Below are 19655 nucleotides of genomic sequence, written 5' to 3' on the forward strand. Positions count from 1 at the left end.
CAGCCGGACGGATCACGTCACAGCGCGACTGACGAACGCCTTCTTGCTCTGACAGTCTCATCAGCCGCATTCTGCCGTCGAAATTCCCCCGGCGGCATACCTGCATAGCGGGCGAAAGCAACGTTGAACGCACTTGCAGACTGGTAGCCTGTCCGAAAAGCGATCTGTTCTATTTTATCCTGGCCACTCAGCAGCGCGTTGCGGGCTAACGACATTCGCCAGAACAGCAAATACTGCCCTGGAGACATGCCGACCGTCTCGCTGAAGACGGCGAAAAAAGAGGATCGGGACATCGCGCATTCGCGCGCCAGCCGGGCTATTTGCCAGTCAGCGCCGGGGTTTTGATGAATGTGATGCAGCGCGGTGGCGATCTTGTCGTGCTGTAGCCCTTTCAGGATCCCGGTCGTTGTCGACAGTGCGGCATCGCTGCGCAACGCCTCCACCAGCAACAGTTGTAAAAGATGCATCAGTACCACGTCCCGTCCGGGTCGCCGGGTACGGCTTTCATCCAGCAGGAGGTCGAACAGGGTGACGAAACGACGTTGCCCTTTGATCAGGATCTCATTGGGGAGTAGCGCGACGATGAGCTGTTTGTCCGGCGTATCGAATTCACAGTGCCCCACATTCATGAGAAATTCAGCCTCCCCTGTTGGGGAGCCTATTCTCACGTGTCCCTCGCCCAGCACGGTCGGCGTCGTAATGCCTGCGGGAGGGGCGGCGCCCGCATTGGTATTCTCGAAGGTATAGGTGGCGGGTATCAGCACGAAATCACCGGCGACAAGCCGTGTCGGCGCGTTACCGTTAATACGCATCAGGCATTCGCCCTGCAACACCGCGCAGTAAAACGCCTCGCCGGCAGACTCCCGGACCACGCGCCACGTCCCTGCCCCCTCAACGAGCTTTGCCTGGGTCGGTCTGGGATTGAGCAACGCAACCATATCGGTTAACGGATCTGACACTGGACGCTCTCTCAAGAAAAGTGGATTTCTGATTATATATTGTCCAGACACTGACCGCTATGATTGCTGCTCTGACCCACAACGAGGATTTACCATGCCAACTGCACTGATTACCGGATGCTCTTCAGGTTTTGGGCTGGCAACAGCACACCTGTTTTTAGCCAAAGGCTGGCACGTGATTGCCACCATGCGAACGCCAGATGCCACGCTTTTTCCTGCCAGCGACCGGCTGACACTATTGCCGCTGGATATTACGTCTGAGGAGAGCATCAGCGAGGTGGTGAAACAGGCGGGCGCGATTGACCTGCTGGTCAATAATGCCGGTCTTGGCGCCGCGGTACCCGTTGAACTGACGCCCCTCGCCACCGCGCAGCAATTAATGAACATCAATGTGCTGGGCACGCTGGCGTTAACCCAGGCGTTTCTGCCGTTGATGAGAGAGAAAAAAGCGGGGGTGATCATCAATGTATCTTCGTCGGTAACCACCAAAGCGATGCCGCTGATTGGGCTTTATCGCGCCAGTAAAGCGGCGCTGAATGCCTGGAGCGAGACATTAGCCCTGGAAGTGAAGCCTTTCGGGATCCGCGTTCACGTTGTGTTACCGGGGCGCTCGCCCGAAACGAAGTTTGGCGAAAATGCACGGGCGTATTTCGGCGGCCGTGACGATCCTGCCTATGGCACTATGCTGAATGAGTTTATCCAGAAAGCCGGCGATGCCGGGTCGCCAGTGACGCATGCGGAGGATGTGGCGAACGCTATTCTGGCGGTTGCTGAGCAGCAAAACGCCCCGCTCTACACCGCCGCAGGTGAAGATGCGATGCAGTTTCTCACCGCCGCGCAGCAGCGTTCCCCGTTTTGTGACTGATTGCGCCGTATGACACCTGAAAAAAGAGAGAGGGTTTTCCTCTCTCTTTTCTCCGCCACACAACCTCTATCAAACCTGCGTCAGCCCACCATCCACACAGATTTCTGCGCCAGCGATATAGCTGCTTTCTTCACTCGCCAGGAATAATGCCGCACTGGCCACTTCGTCGGGCCTGGCCATCCTGGCTAACGGAATGGCGCTGATGATTCCATTGCGCAGCTCTTCGGAGGCAGCCTGCATCATTTCCGTATCAACAGGCCCTGGGGCGACAACATTAATGCGAATACCGCGGGCGGCAAGCTCATTGGTCCAGGTGCGGGCAAACGATCGTAATGCCGCTTTACTGGCGCCGTAGACGCCATACCCTTTGGTGCCAATGACATCGGCGATCGAGCCGATCAGCACTACACTCGCCCCCTCTTTCAGCAGAGGAAGTGCGGCCTGAAGCGCAAATAACGGCGAGCGCACATTCAGCCCGAAAATAGTGTCAAACTGCGCCGGGGTGACGTCATCAATGGTCGCGTACTCGGCCATACCGGCGTTGATGATCAGCACATCAATGCGGCCGGACTCCGCGTTAATCAGGTCAGCGATCCGTGTCAGTTCGCTTAGCTGACTGACATCTGCACGCAGCGGTCTGGCGTCGCCTTCTATGCCAGTAAGGGCGATGTCTAACTCCTCACTGCGGCGCGAGGTGAACCAGGTGGTTGCGCCTTCACGGGCAAAGCGCTGGCTGATAGCAAGACCAATGCCTTTTGCGCCGCCCAGGATCAGGGCCACTTTATTCTCTAATTGTTGCATCTGCTAACTCCTTCAGGGGTGGAAAACAGATGATATAATTTTTATACTTAATAACAATTACGCACTTTGTTTATACCAGGTATCACGGAGTATATCGCCATGTGTCAGATTGACGGCAACAACCTGAAAGAAGTAGGAAAAACCCGACCGGTGCTGGAGAACATCACCAATAAATGGTCGATTTTAATTCTCACCGTGCTGTGCAGCGAGCCTGCACGCTTTAATGAACTCCGCCGTCGGCTGGATGGCATAACCCACAAAGCGTTGGCGGACGCGCTAAAGCGGCTGGAGCGCAATGGGCTGGTGAATCGCAATGTGCTGCCGACGTCGCCCGTCAGTGTCGAGTACAGCCTGACCCCGCTGGCCAGGACGCTACAGGAACCGTTCAGCGCGCTGTACGACTGGGCGCTCAGGCATGGGCCGGAAGTGGCGCGGGCGCAGCAGGAATATGATGCCCGGCATACAGAAGAGGTTTGCTGAAGCGGGCATCAGTTATTTACCGGATATGAATCAACATCACCGCTATCCGTGATGTGTCAGTGGTTAATTACGCATTAAGGCGTGGTGGTGAAGCGCGATGGCCGATAATTTTGCGGGATCTCATCGTGCTCTGCGTCGCTGAGTTCCTCACAAACCAGCCGGCCAATTGTCGCTGCGCAGGTCACCGCAGGATGCATGGAAGCGACATAGAGGCTTTTGCTTTCATCAGTAAAACCAAGTACCGGATACCCATCCTGCGGAACAGGACGTTCGCCTGTGGCGTTGTGGATAAGCGAGGATGATTCAGCGCCTCTAATTCTGCTTCTTACCGCCGTCTGCGCAGCCAGAGCCGTTTCTGTTACGTTGCCGCTTGCAGGGTAATCTTCTGCGGCGACTAAATCCCCGTTACGGGCATGCCGAACCTCAATATCATCACCTGAGATAATCGTTTTGACCACGCACCGGGGTGCGGTAAAGCGCAGTAAGATGGCGGGCGATGACAACACCGGAACAGGGGTGCCAGTCTGGGCAGTCAGGGCGGAAATACCTGTTCCACAGGCCAGCACCACGCAATCAGCATCCAGCTCACCCTGTGACGTCAACACACCTGTCACCCTACCCTCGGTCATGCAAAGCCCCGTAACGGTTGTTTGGGTTTGCAGCACAGCCCCTTTCTCGCAGGCTTTTTCCACGAGTAAACGTGTCGCGTCGGTCGCCTCGATGGCCCCGTCTTTTGCTGCATAACGGGCGTGTGAGGGAGGGTTGACCAGCGCAGGCTCCAGACTGGCGATGTCTGCCTGCTGGAGTAGGCTTTCCCCCTCCACGCAGGTTTCGGAAACTGCGCCGTATTTTAACGAGCCACTCCAGTTAATCCGCAGTTCCGGTATTTTTTCTTCCAGCCTGTGCCAGTCCGTCAGTGCGGCGCGCCGCAGAAGCGCATCCGCCGCCTCATCGCTCACCGCGCCCGTCAGCCAGCCAAACGCGCTCCCCGTCGCACCTGAAGCGGGCATCTTTTGCTCAACAAGGGTGACGTCAAATTCATGGCTGGCAAGATGCCATGCGATTGAGGCGCCGGTAATTCCGGCTCCCACGACGACGATCTTTCTTTTGCTACGGGTCACGGTGACCTTCTCCGGTGTGGCAAACATATTCTTGCCATGATGCAAAAGTAATCTGTTTCAGGCAAGCTGCCAGGATCCTTAGCCACAATGGGTTAAGCGTTGATCGCACAGGCCGCGCTTTCCAGCATCAGCGGATATTTTTATGCCCTGACAAGGCCAGTTTCCCCTATCTTTCATATAATAGTGCGCGTCTGTCAGCCACTGCGCACAGTCGCGGCAGATCAAGCGTGACCGATTTTTTAACCGTTCTGACAGCTCAGGGTTGTTGGCAGAAAATAAGGGGAAAGCATGCCTTTTTTAGTTGGTGAGTTATCTGGCGCTCCGGCATGGGTGCCTGCGGTATTGCTCGTCACTGTTTCGCTCGCGGTGGGATTCCTGGCAAGATTTATACTTTTGCAGTTTATTCGTTACTGGCAGAGTCGCGACCGAAAGCTCTTTAAGTCACTGGAGAAACACCTTCGCGGATCGATGTTTCTTTTCATTCCCCTGCTGTTAATCCGCGTAGGGGTCAATTATGCCAATATCCAGCCGGAGTCCCTGAGCTTTATCAGAACGACAACGAATATCTTTATTATTTTGTCGTTTTGCTCCGTCCTGATTCGATTAATTAATGTTGCTCAGGATATGCTTTTTATTCGCTATGACATTAATATTTCGAATAATCTTCGCGCCCGTAAAATTCGCACGCAGATCATGTATGTCAAGAAAGTCGCTATCGTCTTACTGGTGACGTTTTGTTTATCCCTGATTTTACTGAGTTTTCCTGGCGTGCGGCAGTTCGGCACCACTATTCTGGCGGGTGCCGGGGTAGCCGGGATAATAATCGGTTTTGCGCTACAAAAGTCGCTGGTTAATTTATTTGCCGGTATCCAGATTGCCTTTACGCAACCGATAAAAATCGATGACGCGGTGGTGGTGGAAAAAGAGTGGGGCTGGATCGAGGAGATAAATCTGACGTATGTGGTAGTGCGTCTGTGGGATCTGCGCCGCCTGGTATTGCCCATTACCTATTTTACCGAAAATCCCTTCCAGAACTGGACGCGTAATAACGCGCAAATTTTAGGTTCGGTGTTTCTTTATGTGGATTATTCCATGCCGTTGCAGCCGCTGCGCGAACACTTTGAAAAAGTGCTCAGTGAAACCCGGCTTTGGGATCAGGAAACGCAGGTGTTGCAGGTGACCGATACCACCGAAAAAACCATGACCATCAGGCTATTGATGACGGCACAGAACTCACCGACGGCTTTTGATTTACGCTGTTACGTGCGGGAAAAAATGATTGAGTTTATTCAGCAGAATTATCCGCAGAGTCTTCCGCAGGTGCGGGCGACCCTGCCCCCTTCCGTTGCCGCCGACAGCGAGTAAGGCGTTGCCCGGCCTCAGGACATCAGCAGGTTCTGAGGCGGGCACCATCGGCGAATTGTCCGGCGTTATCCGGCTTTGACTGACAGAGCGACATCTTTAACCGCCGTCTCAACCCCGGCGGCGTTCATCTGAATGCTGGCGATCACCTCACCCGCTTCCCGCATCAGCGTCACCCCTTCGCGGGTATTCGTCAGGTTGTTTTCGATACCACTGAGTACCTCTTTAGCCAGCTGATTATTGCTGGCCACTACCCGCTCAATTTCTTCCGTAGCGCTGCTGACGCTGGCCGCAAGCGTGCGGACTTCGGCGGCAACCACCGCAAAACTGCGTCCAGAGGCACCCGCCCTCGCCGCTTCAATTGCGGCATTGAGGGCAATCAGCCGTGTCTGCATGGCAAAGCTGCGGATGGTTTCCACTATGCCGTCAATGCTGTCGGACTGATTGTTAAGCCGGGAGACATCGGCAGAAACCGCCCCCAATCCCTGGGCAATGGTGTCAATCATGCGGATGCTGTTATCGATAACGCTGGCCCCGGCCTGCGCACTGCCGCGGGTCTGCACCGCCATATCCCATGCATGAACCGCCGCTTCCTGCTCTCGCTGGTTACGCAGGACATCTGCCGTGACGTCGGTGGCGAACTTCACAATTTTATAAAGCTGTCCGTCATGGTTAAAAACCGGGTTATAGGTTGCGCGCAGCCACAGCGGCTCTCCCTGACGGTTTAGGCGGGGAAACTGACCGGAAAAAAACTCGCCCTGATTCAACCGCTCCCAGAACTGACGGTATTCATCGCTTTTATACAGCGTCGGTGAACAGAACAGCCGGTGATGTTTACCGATAACCTCCTCCCGTTTATAACCGGTGGCGGCGAGGAAATTCTCATTGGCTTCCAGCACGATACCCTCGGGGCTAAACGAGATAATCGCCATGGAGCGGCTGATGGCAGTGACGATGGATTCCTGCTCAAGGGCCACCTGGATACGCGCAGAAATATCCGCCGCAATCTTAATAACGCGCGTCACCTTGCCGCGCCGGTCCGTAATGGGGATATAGCTGGCTTCCAGCCATACCGGTCGATTGCCCTTTGCCAGACGCAGATATTTGCCGCTGAAGCTTTCGCCGCTGGCAAGGCGCTGCCAGAACTGGCTGTACTCCGGCGAGCTGATGAATGACGGCGGGCAGAATAGTCGATGGTGTTGACCAATGATGTCCTCAGCCCGGTATCCCATCGCAGAGAGAAATAGCGGGCTGGCTTTCTGGATCACTCCTTCCGGACTGAATTCAATGACAGGTTTATTCTGACAAAGTGCGTGATAAGACGCGGCTGAACGCAGACGGTTCAGGGAGAAAAAACGTTTAAGTGCAGTTATACGCATCAGATGTACCGGATAAAGTAAGGATTCATTCTGGTTATCGGCAATCCGGCGGCCAGCGTTATGTATTGCTGCGATAGTTGCAAATGATGAGTGATGCCCCCTCAGCCGCATCAGGCCGGAAGGGGCATTATTTTCTGACTATGATTTGATGTCGGCTACCGGCGAAACCTTCGAAAATATTTCCAGGTAGTCATGTGAGCCGTAACCGGGGAAAACCAGAAACAGCAGCACAGCGCTGCCTTGTTCATAATGCACCGCCATGTCTCCGTTGCGGGTGATAAAAAGCCGGTGGTTCCACCACTGGCATCCCACACTCATATCAGGGGTGCAGTTGCGCCTTTTATGCACCAACTGGCCCTCTTTTGTCAGATAAAAATAGTTGGTTTCAGGGCTGGAAGGTTGTGGTGCGGACTCATCGAGTAAGATAAAGGTTTCTTTGCTGAGCGGTCTGTTACCGGCATCCAGCGACACGGCTTCCAGGGATTTTGCCGGATAGTTGAAGCGAAGCTGAACGGTGGAAGCGTCTTTATCATTGACCCTGAAGAGTTGCGTTAACTCACCCGCCCCCCAGTAACGCTCCCCGCTGGCCTTAATCGGCGTCGTTTTAAACTGATAAACATTCTGCTGACGAATATCCTGGCGGCGCGGGTATTCCGCTTTATACAGCGCTTTTTGCGGTGATGAGGTGATGCATCCGGCAAGTAAAGATGACAATAAAAGGGCGAATAAAACGCGCATTGGCGTACTCCTGGCTTCCGCTGTCGCGGCTAACATTTTGATATTGTAACCGTAATACAACAACGCCCGCCGTGCCAGTGCCATGACGCTGGCCGGGCTGACGAACTCGCCGTGACGCCTTCACGCCCCGGCAAACGTCAGCCACGTTTCACGCCTGCGGCCTGAAGCGCAGCGCCATAAACATCAATACCACAATGCCGACGCTCATGATGGCCCAGGCGCTGTCCAGCGAGGCGGCGCGGTCACGGACTATTCCGGCCACCAGCGGCATTAACGCCGCCAGCATATAACCGCCGCCCTGCACAAAGGACAACAGCGCGCCCGCCTCTTCCGGCGCGGTGGCATGATCAAGCGTGACGATCAGCGACAGCGGAAACAGCGCACCAATCCCCAGTCCCAGCAACAGCGTTGGCAGCCACGCCTGCGCACCGCCCAGCAACATCAGGCTCACCAGCCCCAGCAGGATCAATGCCAGCACCACCAGCAAGGGACGACGGCGATCGCGAAAGCGGTGGATCAGGGTGGAAAGGATAAATCCTGCGGCCACTTCGGTCAGCGTCAACGCGCCCAGCACGTAGCCACTCTCTCCGGCCTGCCAGCCGTGCTGCATGTAAAACGGCGGCAGCCACGCCAGCACCAGCGTATACGCCCCCGTGCCGACGCCAAAGAAGATCATCAGCAACCAGGCGCGGCCCGTGAGCGGCACGCGGGGACGATGAGTGAGATTCAGCGGCGCGGTCCGGCGCACGTGGGTCAGCCACAGCACCAGCGCGATGGCGGCGGGGAGCGCCGGTATCGCCAGCGTCAACGCCAGCCCCTGACGCATCGCCAGCGGTGCGGCGCTGGCCGCCGCCATTGCCGCGCCCGCCATAATGCCGGTAGAAAATAGCGCCATCAGCGTGCCCGCCTGAGCGCCAAACTGCCGCTTGATCAGCGGCGGCATCAGCGCCTGAATAACGCCAATCCCCACGCCTGCCAGCAGCGCGCTGATAATCAAGGTGGCGGCAGATTGATGTAAACCGCGTGCGGCGCTTGCCAGCACCAGCACGATCAGACCAGCGGTGATCCCCCGTACTTCGCCCATTTTCTGTTGCAAACGCGGCCCGGCAAGCGCCGCCAGCCCCATCATCATCACTGGCAAGGTGGTCAGCAGACTAAGCTGTGTGGCGCTGAAGTGAACATCATGTTGCAATAGCGGGAACAGCGGCCCCATTGCCGCCATCACCGGGCGAAGATTGAGTGCGATGATAAAAACCAGCACGATAAACATTCCTGCCGTTGATAAGATACGATCCACTTTCCTGCTCCTGATAAGCCAACTTATCTTAACGTTAAGATAAATTACGGAGCGGCAACAGGCCTTGTGCACAAAATAACAAAGGTGGCAGCAAGCCCGCCTGAAGGAGTTCAAGAGTGGCAGATCATGTCGATTTCATCGTGGATCAGTGGGCCAGCGCGATGCCGGAGCTGGATGCGTCATCGATGTTGGTGTTCGGGCGAATGCTGCGCATCATGAAAAACCTGGCGAAAGCGCGTGCCGCGGCGCTGGCATCCTTTGGTTTCCGTGACGGCGAGTTTGATGTGCTGGCGACCCTGCGCCGGGCGGGTGAACCTTATCGCCTGTCCCCCACCCAGCTGTATAAATCATTGCTGGTCACCTCAGGTGCCATGACGAATCGTCTCCATCATCTGGAAGACGCCGGGCTTATTGCGCGCGTGAGTGATCCTGACGATAAGCGCAGTATGCTGGTCGCCCTGACCGAAGCCGGACGTGAAAAAATCGAGCGGGCGCTGAAAATACATACCGAGACGCAAAACCAGTTTCTCAGTACGCTGAATGACACTCAGCAGCAGCAACTGCGGCAGTTGCTGAGTCTGTTACTTTGTGATGAAACGTAACGCTTTCGCCCAGCGGGGCATGGTGGATCCAGCATGCGTGGCAGGGTGTTTCCCCCTGATTCCTGTACGCTTGATGAATACTATACCGCGCTGGAGCAGGTGTTACTTTGTCAGTACGTTTGCTCACAACAGGAAAACGCTGCGCTGGCTACTGGAGGAGTTATGGACGTTTCTTGCGGATAACATTAAAACACCCCGCTGGAGCCGTATGGCGCACGGGGCGATTTTGGTCGAGGAGATTACTGCTCGGTATAATTCATGTTAGTCACTACACCAGCATCATTGAATTCCAGCAACAAAAGTTGATTTCTGTCCTGAATGAGCGGGATAACCAAATAAATTCGCCGATCGACCACCTTTGAGACGTAAGTCCAGTGATGGGCAGTTTTAAACTCTTTCGGCGTTGTAGGGGCACCGAGTAATAACAACACATCTTTTTTAGTGGATTTCCCCACCACGATGCTTTGCCGGATAACCGTCTCTGAATAATTATTTAAATTTGTGGCTTGCGTTTTGTCCACATTCGCAGCACAACCGCTCAGTGCGACAGTACTTAAGGCCAGCAGAAACACGTGTTTTAGTTTCATTTAGCATCTGCCTCATAATAAACACCCATATCTGCGTCGTATTTGATTTCTTTGGCGTAAATAACGCAGTAGCCGCTCTTGTCTGCATAGCTATAATGAATCTCATACAATGCATTTTTCTTCGGCGAAATTTTAATATTAACCGAGCAACCACCATACAATGAATGATGAATCCTTGTCAGGCGATCAGCCAATATCGTTGTTTCGAAAAAGGTGTCACTGTAATCTTTATTTTTTAACTTAGGGAAACCCAAATCCCTGGTATTCCCTGACATAATATTTACGAAACCACTGTGCTCCTGAACCCACCCTCCAGTTTCCTGACCGTCACTGCCTGTTTGATACAAGGCGTAACTCATAGGCGCACCCATCAATCGAATTTTCGCAATATCTGATGTATTTGCAGGAGGTACGTACACGGGTGGTTTTTTGAAAAAAGTGCTACAGCCAGCTAATAATAAACTTACCGCTAAAGCAGCCGCTTTTCGTGCACCATTCTTACTAATCAACTGATTCATTATTGTTAATCCCTTGCAGCATTTGCATTCTAATTGTTACTTTGCGGGTGAAAATGTAATGCAATCACCTTCTCAACATGAAGCAATGACTGAACTCTTTAGAGGGATGCCGCCTACGAACGGCTGCATGCCGGGCGGGCTGTCCTGAGCAAAATAAACGCATCCTTCCTCCATCGTCACCCTTCTTGTCCAGAAAATAACATCGGCAGAATTCATGTGTTCTTTAGGTCAAAATGAAAATGTTGGCGGAGATGGCCTGCATGCCGGCGATGGCCTGTGAAAGCCTCAACCATGGTCTTTTTGAATGGGACGCGGGATCGGAGAAAGTGAAATACGAGCCGTTCTTTTCCTCAGACCATTCACCGGGATTACTGCATTGTTACATCTGATTTACGCGCGCCATAAGCACCCTTCCGCCCTGGTACGGGCGTATCTGGATTTTTATGTGGCGTGGGTGGAAACACTGAAATAATGTGCCAACAAAACCGGCCTGAGCGGTGGTTGAGGCAATTATTTTATATTTACCAGCTCATCAACAGCAGGCCACTCACCACCAGCAGAATAATGATGACGCGGCGTATCATCTTCCATTGTTGGTATTCCGCTGCATCGGCTGCGCATATCCTCTTCTCCGCGTCGCTTTCGAAACTTTCATTTTTACCCTGTTCAAGTATGTGCCGATAATGTTTCCGCATCCCATAAACAGTAAACTGGTTCCAGATCAAAAATGCGGGATATAAAATACACACTGTGCTGAGAAAATCATGAAAAAAACCCACCTGGCCGGAGAAAAACAGGTGATTCACTTTATTGGCAAATACCATCCAGATAAGCGCCATTGCCGCGCCAGTCCAGAATTCACTATGGGTGGTCATTGCACGCAATGCTGCTTTAAAGTTCTTACTTCTCCGGGCGGCAGAGAGGTCAGTCAGTTCAGGAATGCTTTTTCTGGTCCAGTAAATTCTCATGGTTTGTCCTGTCCGTTTGTGTCACACAACGGCAATTAAAATAGACCTACGATTATATTGACTCTGTTACCTGACACGCCTACTTTATACGGACGCCAGCTTAACGTCACCCCTTAAAAATTTCTTCTTCAGAATATACCTACAGTCTGCGATCCTGACGTGAGCAGAACAACATTTAAGTAAAATTTTATAGAGAGATGCGCGATGGAATGCCTTAAAAAGGTTGTAGCGGGAAGTCTGTTATTAATGAGTTCTAATATTTTTGCCGCAACAAATAACGCCCCGGATGCAGAAGCGCTTCGCTTTTATGAGGATATCGTCCATTCGTTACCTGAACTTGAACCTGTAACATGGACCGCGGCTGCTGAAAAATACAAGCTTCTCGTTTTCATTGATAACCAGTGTATATATTGTACTCAGGTTGTTAAGAATGTTAAAAAATATAACGATGCGGGTCTGACAATGTCGTTTATTACCGTTGCGCCATCGTCAATACGTGACAGCGTTATCGAAGATATGGGCAGAGTCTGGTGCGCAGCAGATCGCAAGAAAAGTTTGCAAAACGCGATGGCGGGATTTCTGCCGGATAACGACGCGTCGGAAGCCTGTACAAATAGGATCGTTAAACAATCCGCTCTGGCCGTTCGGCTCGGCGTAACGGTAACGCCAGTAATGGTCGTCATCGATAAATCTGTTCATCCCTTTATCGGCAGCGTCCCACCAGCGCAGATCCTTTCTGAACTGCAATAAGCATCCCTGCTACGTTATTCAGTTCTGTTCCGACACCAGGAGCGCCATGGTGTCCGGCTCCAGCGCGCAGAATACGTGCTCCTCATCCGCCGGGTAGGAAATGTAATCCCCCGCGCCCAGCTCCACAGGCGACGCCGTCAGCCCGACCCGCGCACGACCCTGCGTCACAATAATATGCTCAACGGATCCCGCCGGGTGCGGCATGGACAGCCTTTCCGAGCCCGGCTGGGTGATCAGCAGATAGATGTCCCGCCGCGCGCCGGGTGGACAGGTCGCCAGTAAAATCGCCTTATAGTCAGCCAGCTCCGCGGTCACCGTCGGGCCTTCCCCACAACGTATGACCTGCATCTTATTGATTTCAGGCTCCATTAGCCGGGCAAACGGGATATTCAGCGCTACACACAATGCCCATAAGGTTTCGAGACTGGGATTACCGCTACCCGACTCCAGCTGCGACAGGGTGGATTTCGCAATTCCGGCCCGACGCGCCACTTCCGCCAGCGACAGCCCGGCGCGCTGGCGCTCTCGTGTCAAACCTTTCGCGATCAGATCTATTGGTTGATTCATTATTTCGCCTGTATCGTATTTTATATCGAACGATCGTTCGACTTGAAAAACGCTTTTGATGCGTTCATTATAATGAACAACCGTACTTTATGAGAAGAGATGATGAGCAATAAACCTGCTGCGTTACCGCCTGATGCGATAAAAAGCATTGTGTTAATTTGCCTGGCTGACAGTCTGGTGGGCCTCTCCTACGGGTCGCTTGCCATTTCGGAAGGCTTTCCGCTGTGGGTCCCGCTGTCGTTATCATTGCTGGTGCTGGCCGGTGCCTCTGAGTTTATGTTTATTGGCATTGTGGCGGGCGGCGGCAGCCCGTTAACCGCTGCCGCCGCTGGTCTGCTGGTCAACCTGCGGCATTTTCCTTTTGGCATCGCGGTAAAAGATCTGGCCGGGCGCAAGCGTTTGAGCTGGCTGGGCTGCCATATCATGAATGATGAAAGCGTGGTGGTGGGCATTTCGCAGGAAAACCTCGTGCAGCGCCGTGCGGCGTACTGGGCCTGTGGACTGGGCATCGCCTTCTGCTGGCCGGTGAGCGTCCTTGCCGGGGCCTGGCTGGGGCGTTTTATCCCGGATACCCAGGCCATGGGGCTCGACGCCGTGTTCCCGGCGATTTTAATTGCGCTGATATTCCCGGCCTTGCTGAAACGACGCGTGGCGATCCCGGCGTCGGTCGGCGCGGCGGTGAGCCTGATCACGGTGCCTTTTCTGCCTGCGGGGATGCCGGTTCTCTGTGCTATGGCGGGCATGCTGGCCTGGCGGGGGGATAAATAATGTCATCGACAATGATCGCTGTCGGCATCGCGGTGCTGGCGCTGGGAACCTATCTGATCCGTTTTGCAGGATACCGGCTGGGCACCCGACTGGCGCTTTCCGAACGCACACAAACGTTATTATCCGATGCCGCGATCCTGCTGTTACTGGCCGTGGCCGCCATCAGTACCCTTTATGAAGCGCAGGAATTTGCTGGCGTGGCACGGGTAGCCGGCGTGCTGTTTGCGCTGTTTCTTTGCTGGCGAAAAGCGCCACTGGTGCTCACTATTATTGGCGCGGCAGTCATGACGGCGGGTCTGCGCTATATCGGCCTTGCCTGACGGCGCGGGATAGTGATTCCTCTGATTCTGCCGCGCCTGCGTCTGGCGGCTAAAAGCGTGGCATATAATTCATGTTGAAATCATTCACAATGAATCAATGAGGAAGAGTTATGAGCAGCGAAAAAAGTAAACAGCCACAGAGTGATCATGCTGAAGATAACGCCTTTTTCCCTTCAGAATATTCTCTGGGCGAATTTACCAGCCCTGTTTCTGATTTGAGTGATGCTGATTATCCTCATCCCTATAAAGGCGGAAAAAAGATCCTGGTCATAGCTGCCGATGAGCGTTATCTGAAGACAGATACCGGGGCGTTATTCTCAACGGGGAATCATCCCGTTGAAACGCTGGTGCCGCTCTATCATTTACACGCTGCCGGTTTTGAATTCGAGGTGGCGACGGTTTCCGGCCAGATGGCAAAATTTGAATACTGGGCGATGCCACGCCAGGATCCACGGATCATGCCTTTCTTCAAACAGTATCAGTCACTATTCAAGTCGCCGAAAAAACTCGCTGACGTGGTTAAGGATCTGAGCGGCGACAGTGACTATGCGGCGGTGTTTATTCCCGGCGGCCACGGCGCGCTGATTGGCCTGCCTGAGAGCGACGCCGTGGCGGATACCCTGCGCTGGGCGATTCATCACGATCACGTGGTGATCTCGCTCTGTCATGGTCCGGCGGCGTTCCTGGCGCTGCGCAACGGTGAGAACCCGCTCAAGGGTTATTCAATCTGCGCCTTCCCGGATGCCACTGATAAACAGACGCCGGATATGGGCTATATGCCCGGTCACCTGACCTGGTATTTTGGCGAGGCATTAAAAGCGATGGGGATGAATATCATCAATGATGATATTGATGGCAGTGTGCATCAGGATCGTAATCTGCTGACGGGCGACAGTCCTTTTGCGGCGAATGCTCTCGGCCAGCTGGCGGCGAAAGAATTGCTCACCCGCTATACCCATTAATTTGCCCCGAACGTACCTCGCGTTTTAATAGTGGTAATAACCTTTAAAAGCCCCGGCGTGTGGTCCGGGGTCCCCTACTAATATTGGCATCAGATTCTTCTCAAACACTTAATACAGTGCCTGGTAAAAATGTTTACAAAGCCTTTACCGGCTTATAATCGAATTTTACAAAACGTAACAGGGACTGATAATGAAGAAAACATGCCTGCTGGCAGTGATTACCGGAGCATTATTGCTCCAGGGCTGCGCGTCTGCTTTTCAGAAACACCATGGTATTGACTGGGGTAATGCTGATACCTGCCCGGCCCCCAAACCCAGCGAAATTAAAAATACGCGTCTTCTGATTGAAGACGGTAAGACCCTGAAATGCCAGATCAGACCTTATGTCAGCAATATGGCGTGTCAGGGCATCACTGATAAGACAAATGCGGATGGCGTGGTCTGTCAGAACGGCATGGGAAACACCATCCTGTTTATATTTGATGAGAAGGGTGTACTGAAGAGCCACGGCCCAATATAAGCGCCCTCAGGTGGGCTGCCTGCAAAAAAAATGGTATGGTAGCCAGGTTACCCATCTGAGAACTCACATCGAATGGCCGCTGAAACGCAATTAAATCCAACACAGCCTGTAAACCAGCAAATCTACCGTATTCTGCGCCGGGATATTGTGCATTGTCTGATCGCTCCCGGCACGCCGCTGTCTGAAAAAGACGTCTCGGTGCGTTTCGACGTTTCCCGCCAGCCTGTACGCGAAGCTTTTATTAAGCTGGCGGAAAATGGGCTGATCCAGATCCGCCCGCAGCGCGGCAGCTACGTTAATAAAATTTCCATGCAGCAGGTACGCAATGGCTGTTTTGTGCGCCAGGCCATTGAGTGCGCTGTCGCTCGCCGGGCGGCCACATTAATCAACGACAGCCAAAGCTATCAGCTTGAGCAGAACTTGCATCAGCAGCGCATTGCCATTGATCGCAAGCAGCTCAACGATTTCTTCCAGCTTGACGACGAATTTCACCAGAAACTGGCGCAGATCGCCGATTGCCAACTGGCCTGGGACACCATCGAAAACATCAAAGCCACCATGGACCGCGTGCGTTATATGAGCCTTGATCACGTGTCGCCACCGGAAAAACTCCTCAGTCAGCATCAGGATATTTTTGCCGCGCTGGAGAAAAAGGATGTTGAAGGCGTGGATCAGGCGATGACCCGCCATTTGCAGGAGATCGGTGAAACCGTGCAGCTGATACGTCAGGAAAACCGCGACTGGTTTACGGAGGAGTAAAGCGTTACGTGGTGCCCGGCGGCGCTGCGCTTGCCGGGCCTACAAAGGCATGTTAGCGATAAAATCATAATAAGTAGGCCGGGTAAGGCACAGCCGCCACCCGGCATGTTAGCGATAAAATCATAATAAGTAGGCCGGGTAAGGCGCAGCCGCCACCCGGCATGTTAGCGATAAAATCGTAATATGTAGGCCGGGTAAGGCATAGGCGCCACCCGGCATGTTAGCGATAAAATCATAATAAGTAGGCCGGGTAAGGCGTAGCCGCCACCCGGCTTTTTACGTTATGAAACGTACTGCGCCACCGTGGCTTTTGCCCCCTGGCGTTGCAATAACTGATACGCGCGGTTCACCTCGCTGACAAACGCGCTTTCATGCGGCAGTTCGTTACCGAAAATCGCCTCAATGCCCAGCAGTGCTTTTACCCGCGCTTCCCCTTCTGCACTGCTGTTCACTGCCTGCTGGATCACCGTCAGCAACGGATCGCACACCTCAATCGGCTGCCCCTGCTCGTCCGTGCCGCCGACATAACGCATCCAGCCCGCCACGCCCAGCGCCAGCAAACGGAAATCGCTGTGATGAACCAGATGCCAGCGCACCGAGTCCAGCATGCGCTGCGGCAGTTTCTGGCTGCCGTCCATGGCGATCTGCCAGGTACGGTGACGCAGCGCAGGATTGCTGTAACGGGCGATCAGCATATCGGCATAATGCGCCAGATCCACGCCCTGCACGCTCAGCGTCGGGGCTTGCTCTTGCAACATCAGCGCGTGCGCCGCGCGGCGATAGTTGTCGTCTTCCATGCACTCGTTAATGTGCTGATAGCCCGCCAGATACCCCAGATAGGCCAGGAAAGAGTGGCTACCGTTCAGCATGCGCAGCTTCATCTCTTCGAAGGGCAGCACATCCACCACCAGCTCGGCACCGGCTTTTTCCCACGCCGGACGTCCGGCCACAAAGTTATCTTCCACCACCCACTGACGGAACGGCTCGCAGGCCACACCCGCCGGATCGCGCACGCCGGTGAGCTGCTCGATTTTATCCAGCGTTTCAGCGGTCACGGCGGGCACAATGCGGTCCACCATGGTGGACGGGAAAGTGACGTTTGCGGCGATCCAGTCGGCGAGATCGGCATCAACCGCGCGGGCATAGGCGGTGATCACATTGCGCATCACATGCCCGTTTTCCGGCATGTTGTCGCAGGACATGACAGTGAAAGCATTTAGCCCGGCGGCCCGGCGGCGCGCCAGCGCTTCGACAATGACGCCCGGCGCGGATTTCGGCTGCTGCGGGTTTTGCAGGTCTGCCAGGATCAACGGGTGATCGAGCATCAACTGGCCAGTTGCCGGTGAGTGGCAATAGCCTTTCTCGGTGATGGTCAGGGAGACGATCGCCACCTGCGGCTCACACATCGCCGCCAGCACGGTTTCCAGACCTTCCACCTGCGCATGCAGCGCACGTTTTACCACGCCGACGACGCGGGCGGTCCAGGCATCCGCAGACATTTCGGCCACGGTATAAAGATGATCCTGCGCGTTCAGATCGGCGATCTGCTGCTCGCCGCCAATCAGGTTGACCTCGCAGTAGCCCCAGTCGCTGTTATGCTCTGCGGCCAGAATGTCGGTATAAACCGCCTGATGCGCGCGATGAAAAGCGCCAAAACCCAGGTGCACAATGCGCGGCACCAGCGCGTTACGATCGTAAGCCGGTAAGGTGGCTTTCGCGTTTAACAGTCTGTTTTCCATGGATGAGACTCGTCTTATTAAATGAAACACCGGTCCATAAGATGACGGATGCCGGGTCGCGGTATGTTGACCTGAGACAGGGTTTGCTGACTACACCAACTAGAATGGTAACTAAATGTATCAAAAAAGGCGCTTTAATGATTCAGCGCCTGAATGGTTATACGAGGTTTATTCAGACCGGATGACGCGCGCCTGTTACCTGCTGCTGCGCCGTTTTTTCTGCGGCATCCTCACGAATACTCAGGTCACGGTCACGAACTTCCGGCATCAGAATGGCAGATACCAGACCAATGATTGAGTAGACGATCATCATCGCGACAATCGGCCACCAGGAGCCGGTCATGTTGCAGAAGATCCCCGCCAGCACCGGGCCAAAGCCCACTGCGACCAGACCGCCCGCTTCTTTGGAGATCGCCATACGGGTAAAGCGGTTCCGCGAGCCGAACATTTCGGCCATGGTGATATTTTCCAGGGCGAACAGGCCGAGCACGGCGAAATTATGAATAACGATAATCGACGCCATGATCACTCCGGGCGTATAGCTGGTGTCGACGATAATCGAAATCATCGGGTAGGCCAGCACAATCGCGGAGATGTTGAGCAGGATGTACGGCACCCGGCGGCCAATTTTATCCGACAGCCAGCCCAGCAGCGGGATGGTGATAAAGCCGAGGATCGAACTTATCATCAGCGCATCGGTGGGAATGCTTTTGTTGAACAGCAGCGTCTGCACCAGATACCCGGCAAGGAACGTCTGGATCAGCCCGGAGTTACCCGCCTGACCAAAACGCAGACCGGTCGCCAGCCAAAAGGTTTTACTGCGGAACATTGCGCCCAGCGTGGTTTCAGATGCCTGTACCTTCGCGGGTATGGCATCGTCGTCGTTGACCTGCTCGAACACCGGGCTTTCTTTCAGGTTCAGGCGCAGCCAGATGGCGAAAATCATTACCACGACGCTGGCGAGGAACGGAATACGCCAGCCCCAGGCAACCAGCTCTTCACGATCGAGCACAAAGAACATAAAGGCCCAAATCGCGGTGGCGCTGAGCGTACCGCAGTTGGTGCCCATCGCCACCAGCGAGGAGATGATCCCGCGTTTGCCCTTCGGCGCGTACTCCGCCAGCATGGTGCCCGCGCCGGAGATCTCCGCCCCGGCCCCCAGTCCCTGAACAATACGCAGGGTTACCAGCAGCACCGGCGCAAAGATGCCAATTTGCGCGTAGGTCGGCAGCACACCGATAAGCGTGGTGCAGATCCCCATCATGGTGATGGTGATAAACAGCACTTTTTTACGCCCGATACGGTCGCCCATTTTGCCGAAGAAAAAGGCCCCGACAATACGCGCCACATAGCCTGCGCCATAGGTTCCCATCGCGAGGATCAGCGCCATCGCCGCTGACTGTTCGGGGAAGAATATTTCATGGAATACCAGCGCCGCGCCAAGCGAGTAGAGCTGGAAATCCATAAATTCGAGCGCGGTACCCAGCCAGCCAGAAACGGCGGCTTTCACCAGGTCGGACGTCGTTCTTTCATTATTTACTTGGGTCATAATGGCTATCTCTGAAAAAGTAAGATGCGTACCACTCACTCGCA

General features: G+C 54.2%; 22 protein-coding genes. 10 read left to right on the forward strand and 12 right to left on the reverse strand.

The features are described 5' to 3' along the window. Window positions 1-17: 17 nt before the first annotated feature. Window positions 18-959 (reverse strand): AraC family transcriptional regulator, encoded by a 942-nt coding sequence (locus tag KW828_RS00470; protein WP_218335333.1) that lies wholly within the window; start codon window positions 957-959, stop codon window positions 18-20. Window positions 960-1053: 94 nt separating this feature from the next. Between KW828_RS00470 and KW828_RS00475 the strand changes: the two genes are divergently transcribed. After that, the gene (locus KW828_RS00475) at window positions 1054-1824 is read left to right on the forward strand and encodes an SDR family oxidoreductase (protein WP_218334504.1); all 771 of its coding nucleotides are present in this window, start codon (window positions 1054-1056) and stop codon (window positions 1822-1824) included. A 69-nt stretch (window positions 1825-1893) separates the two neighbouring features. On the opposite strand, the gene KW828_RS00480 is transcribed toward KW828_RS00475, so the two are convergent. Further along, complete coding sequence (locus KW828_RS00480; RefSeq protein ID WP_218334505.1) at window positions 1894-2625, reverse strand: SDR family NAD(P)-dependent oxidoreductase; 732 nt, start codon at window positions 2623-2625, stop codon at window positions 1894-1896. A 99-nt stretch (window positions 2626-2724) separates the two neighbouring features. On the opposite strand from KW828_RS00480, the gene KW828_RS00485 reads away from it, so the two are divergent. Continuing rightward, window positions 2725-3105: a helix-turn-helix domain-containing protein gene (locus KW828_RS00485; RefSeq protein ID WP_218334506.1), complete on the forward strand. Its 381-nt coding sequence runs from the start codon at window positions 2725-2727 to the stop codon at window positions 3103-3105. Window positions 3106-3179: 74 nt separating this feature from the next. Here KW828_RS00485 and KW828_RS00490 read toward each other — a convergent pair whose 3' ends face one another. Beyond that, window positions 3180-4253 (reverse strand): FAD-binding oxidoreductase, encoded by a 1074-nt coding sequence (locus KW828_RS00490; protein ID WP_256349927.1) that lies wholly within the window; start codon window positions 4251-4253, stop codon window positions 3180-3182. Between the two features lie 261 nt (window positions 4254-4514). Here KW828_RS00490 and KW828_RS00495 point away from each other — a divergent pair, with 261 nt between their 5' ends. Next, on the forward strand, window positions 4515-5591 hold the full coding sequence (locus KW828_RS00495; protein WP_218334507.1) for a mechanosensitive ion channel family protein: 1077 nt from the start codon (window positions 4515-4517) through the stop codon (window positions 5589-5591). 65 nt (window positions 5592-5656) lie between these two features. Here KW828_RS00495 and KW828_RS00500 read toward each other — a convergent pair whose 3' ends face one another. The 3 genes from KW828_RS00500 to KW828_RS00510 form a co-directional block, all read right to left on the reverse strand. Then, window positions 5657-6967, reverse strand: coding sequence for a PAS domain-containing methyl-accepting chemotaxis protein (locus KW828_RS00500; RefSeq protein ID WP_218334508.1), 1311 nt, complete (start codon window positions 6965-6967; stop codon window positions 5657-5659). A 138-nt stretch (window positions 6968-7105) separates the two neighbouring features. Further along, on the reverse strand, window positions 7106-7789 hold the full coding sequence (locus KW828_RS00505) for a hypothetical protein (protein ID WP_256349928.1): 684 nt from the start codon (window positions 7787-7789) through the stop codon (window positions 7106-7108). Window positions 7790-7853: 64 nt separating this feature from the next. Further along, window positions 7854-9002, reverse strand: coding sequence for an MFS transporter (locus KW828_RS00510; RefSeq protein ID WP_371316066.1), 1149 nt, complete (start codon window positions 9000-9002; stop codon window positions 7854-7856). A 116-nt stretch (window positions 9003-9118) separates the two neighbouring features. On the opposite strand from KW828_RS00510, the gene KW828_RS00515 reads away from it, so the two are divergent. Further along, on the forward strand, window positions 9119-9604 hold the full coding sequence (locus KW828_RS00515) for a MarR family transcriptional regulator (RefSeq protein ID WP_218334509.1): 486 nt from the start codon (window positions 9119-9121) through the stop codon (window positions 9602-9604). Window positions 9605-9843: 239 nt separating this feature from the next. Here the strand turns inward: KW828_RS00515 and KW828_RS00520 are convergent, their stop codons facing one another. From KW828_RS00520 to KW828_RS00530, 3 genes are all read right to left on the reverse strand, one after another. Then, a complete protein-coding gene (locus KW828_RS00520; protein WP_218334510.1) occupies window positions 9844-10191 on the reverse strand; it encodes an outer membrane protein assembly factor BamE in 348 nt (115 codons plus the stop codon). Beyond that, window positions 10188-10709 carry a hypothetical protein gene (locus KW828_RS00525; RefSeq protein WP_256349929.1) on the reverse strand — a complete coding sequence of 174 codons (522 nt, stop codon included), beginning with the start codon at window positions 10707-10709 and terminating at the stop codon, window positions 10188-10190. The genes KW828_RS00520 and KW828_RS00525 overlap by 4 nt, the downstream gene beginning before the upstream one ends. Window positions 10710-11230: 521 nt before the next feature. Then, window positions 11231-11677 carry a hypothetical protein gene (locus KW828_RS00530; protein ID WP_218334511.1) on the reverse strand — a complete coding sequence of 149 codons (447 nt, stop codon included), beginning with the start codon at window positions 11675-11677 and terminating at the stop codon, window positions 11231-11233. 246 nt (window positions 11678-11923) lie between these two features. Between KW828_RS00530 and KW828_RS00535 the strand changes: the two genes are divergently transcribed. Next, the gene (locus KW828_RS00535) at window positions 11924-12427 is read left to right on the forward strand and encodes a thioredoxin fold domain-containing protein (RefSeq protein WP_256349930.1); all 504 of its coding nucleotides are present in this window, start codon (window positions 11924-11926) and stop codon (window positions 12425-12427) included. Window positions 12428-12445: 18 nt separating this feature from the next. On the opposite strand, the gene KW828_RS00540 is transcribed toward KW828_RS00535, so the two are convergent. Then, window positions 12446-12994, reverse strand: a complete 549-nt coding sequence (locus tag KW828_RS00540; RefSeq protein WP_218334513.1) for a helix-turn-helix domain-containing protein — start codon at window positions 12992-12994, stop codon at window positions 12446-12448. A gap of 99 nt (window positions 12995-13093) precedes the next feature. Here KW828_RS00540 and KW828_RS00545 point away from each other — a divergent pair, with 99 nt between their 5' ends. The 5 genes from KW828_RS00545 to KW828_RS00565 all read left to right on the forward strand — a co-directional run bounded on the left by KW828_RS00545 (window position 13094) and on the right by KW828_RS00565 (window position 16323). Next, the gene (locus KW828_RS00545) at window positions 13094-13762 is read left to right on the forward strand and encodes an AzlC family ABC transporter permease (RefSeq protein WP_256349931.1); all 669 of its coding nucleotides are present in this window, start codon (window positions 13094-13096) and stop codon (window positions 13760-13762) included. After that, window positions 13762-14082: an AzlD domain-containing protein gene (locus KW828_RS00550; RefSeq protein WP_218334514.1), complete on the forward strand. Its 321-nt coding sequence runs from the start codon at window positions 13762-13764 to the stop codon at window positions 14080-14082. Before KW828_RS00545 ends, KW828_RS00550 begins: the two co-directional genes overlap by 1 nt. A gap of 110 nt (window positions 14083-14192) precedes the next feature. Further along, window positions 14193-15044, forward strand: a complete 852-nt coding sequence (gene hchA / locus KW828_RS00555) for a glyoxalase III HchA (protein WP_218334515.1) — start codon at window positions 14193-14195, stop codon at window positions 15042-15044. Between the two features lie 190 nt (window positions 15045-15234). Then, window positions 15235-15564 carry a hypothetical protein gene (locus KW828_RS00560; protein ID WP_218334516.1) on the forward strand — a complete coding sequence of 110 codons (330 nt, stop codon included), beginning with the start codon at window positions 15235-15237 and terminating at the stop codon, window positions 15562-15564. A gap of 72 nt (window positions 15565-15636) precedes the next feature. Then, a complete protein-coding gene (locus KW828_RS00565) occupies window positions 15637-16323 on the forward strand; it encodes a GntR family transcriptional regulator (protein WP_218334517.1) in 687 nt (228 codons plus the stop codon). A gap of 281 nt (window positions 16324-16604) precedes the next feature. On the opposite strand, the gene KW828_RS00570 is transcribed toward KW828_RS00565, so the two are convergent. After that, a complete protein-coding gene (locus KW828_RS00570) occupies window positions 16605-18062 on the reverse strand; it encodes a mannitol dehydrogenase family protein (protein WP_218334518.1) in 1458 nt (485 codons plus the stop codon). A gap of 172 nt (window positions 18063-18234) precedes the next feature. Next, window positions 18235-19611: an MFS transporter gene (locus KW828_RS00575; RefSeq protein WP_218334519.1), complete on the reverse strand. Its 1377-nt coding sequence runs from the start codon at window positions 19609-19611 to the stop codon at window positions 18235-18237. Window positions 19612-19655 lie beyond the last annotated feature (44 nt).

The sequence above is a fragment of the Enterobacter sp. ENT03 genome (genome assembly GCF_019218745.1).
Lineage (GTDB): Bacteria > Pseudomonadota > Gammaproteobacteria > Enterobacterales > Enterobacteriaceae > Enterobacter_D.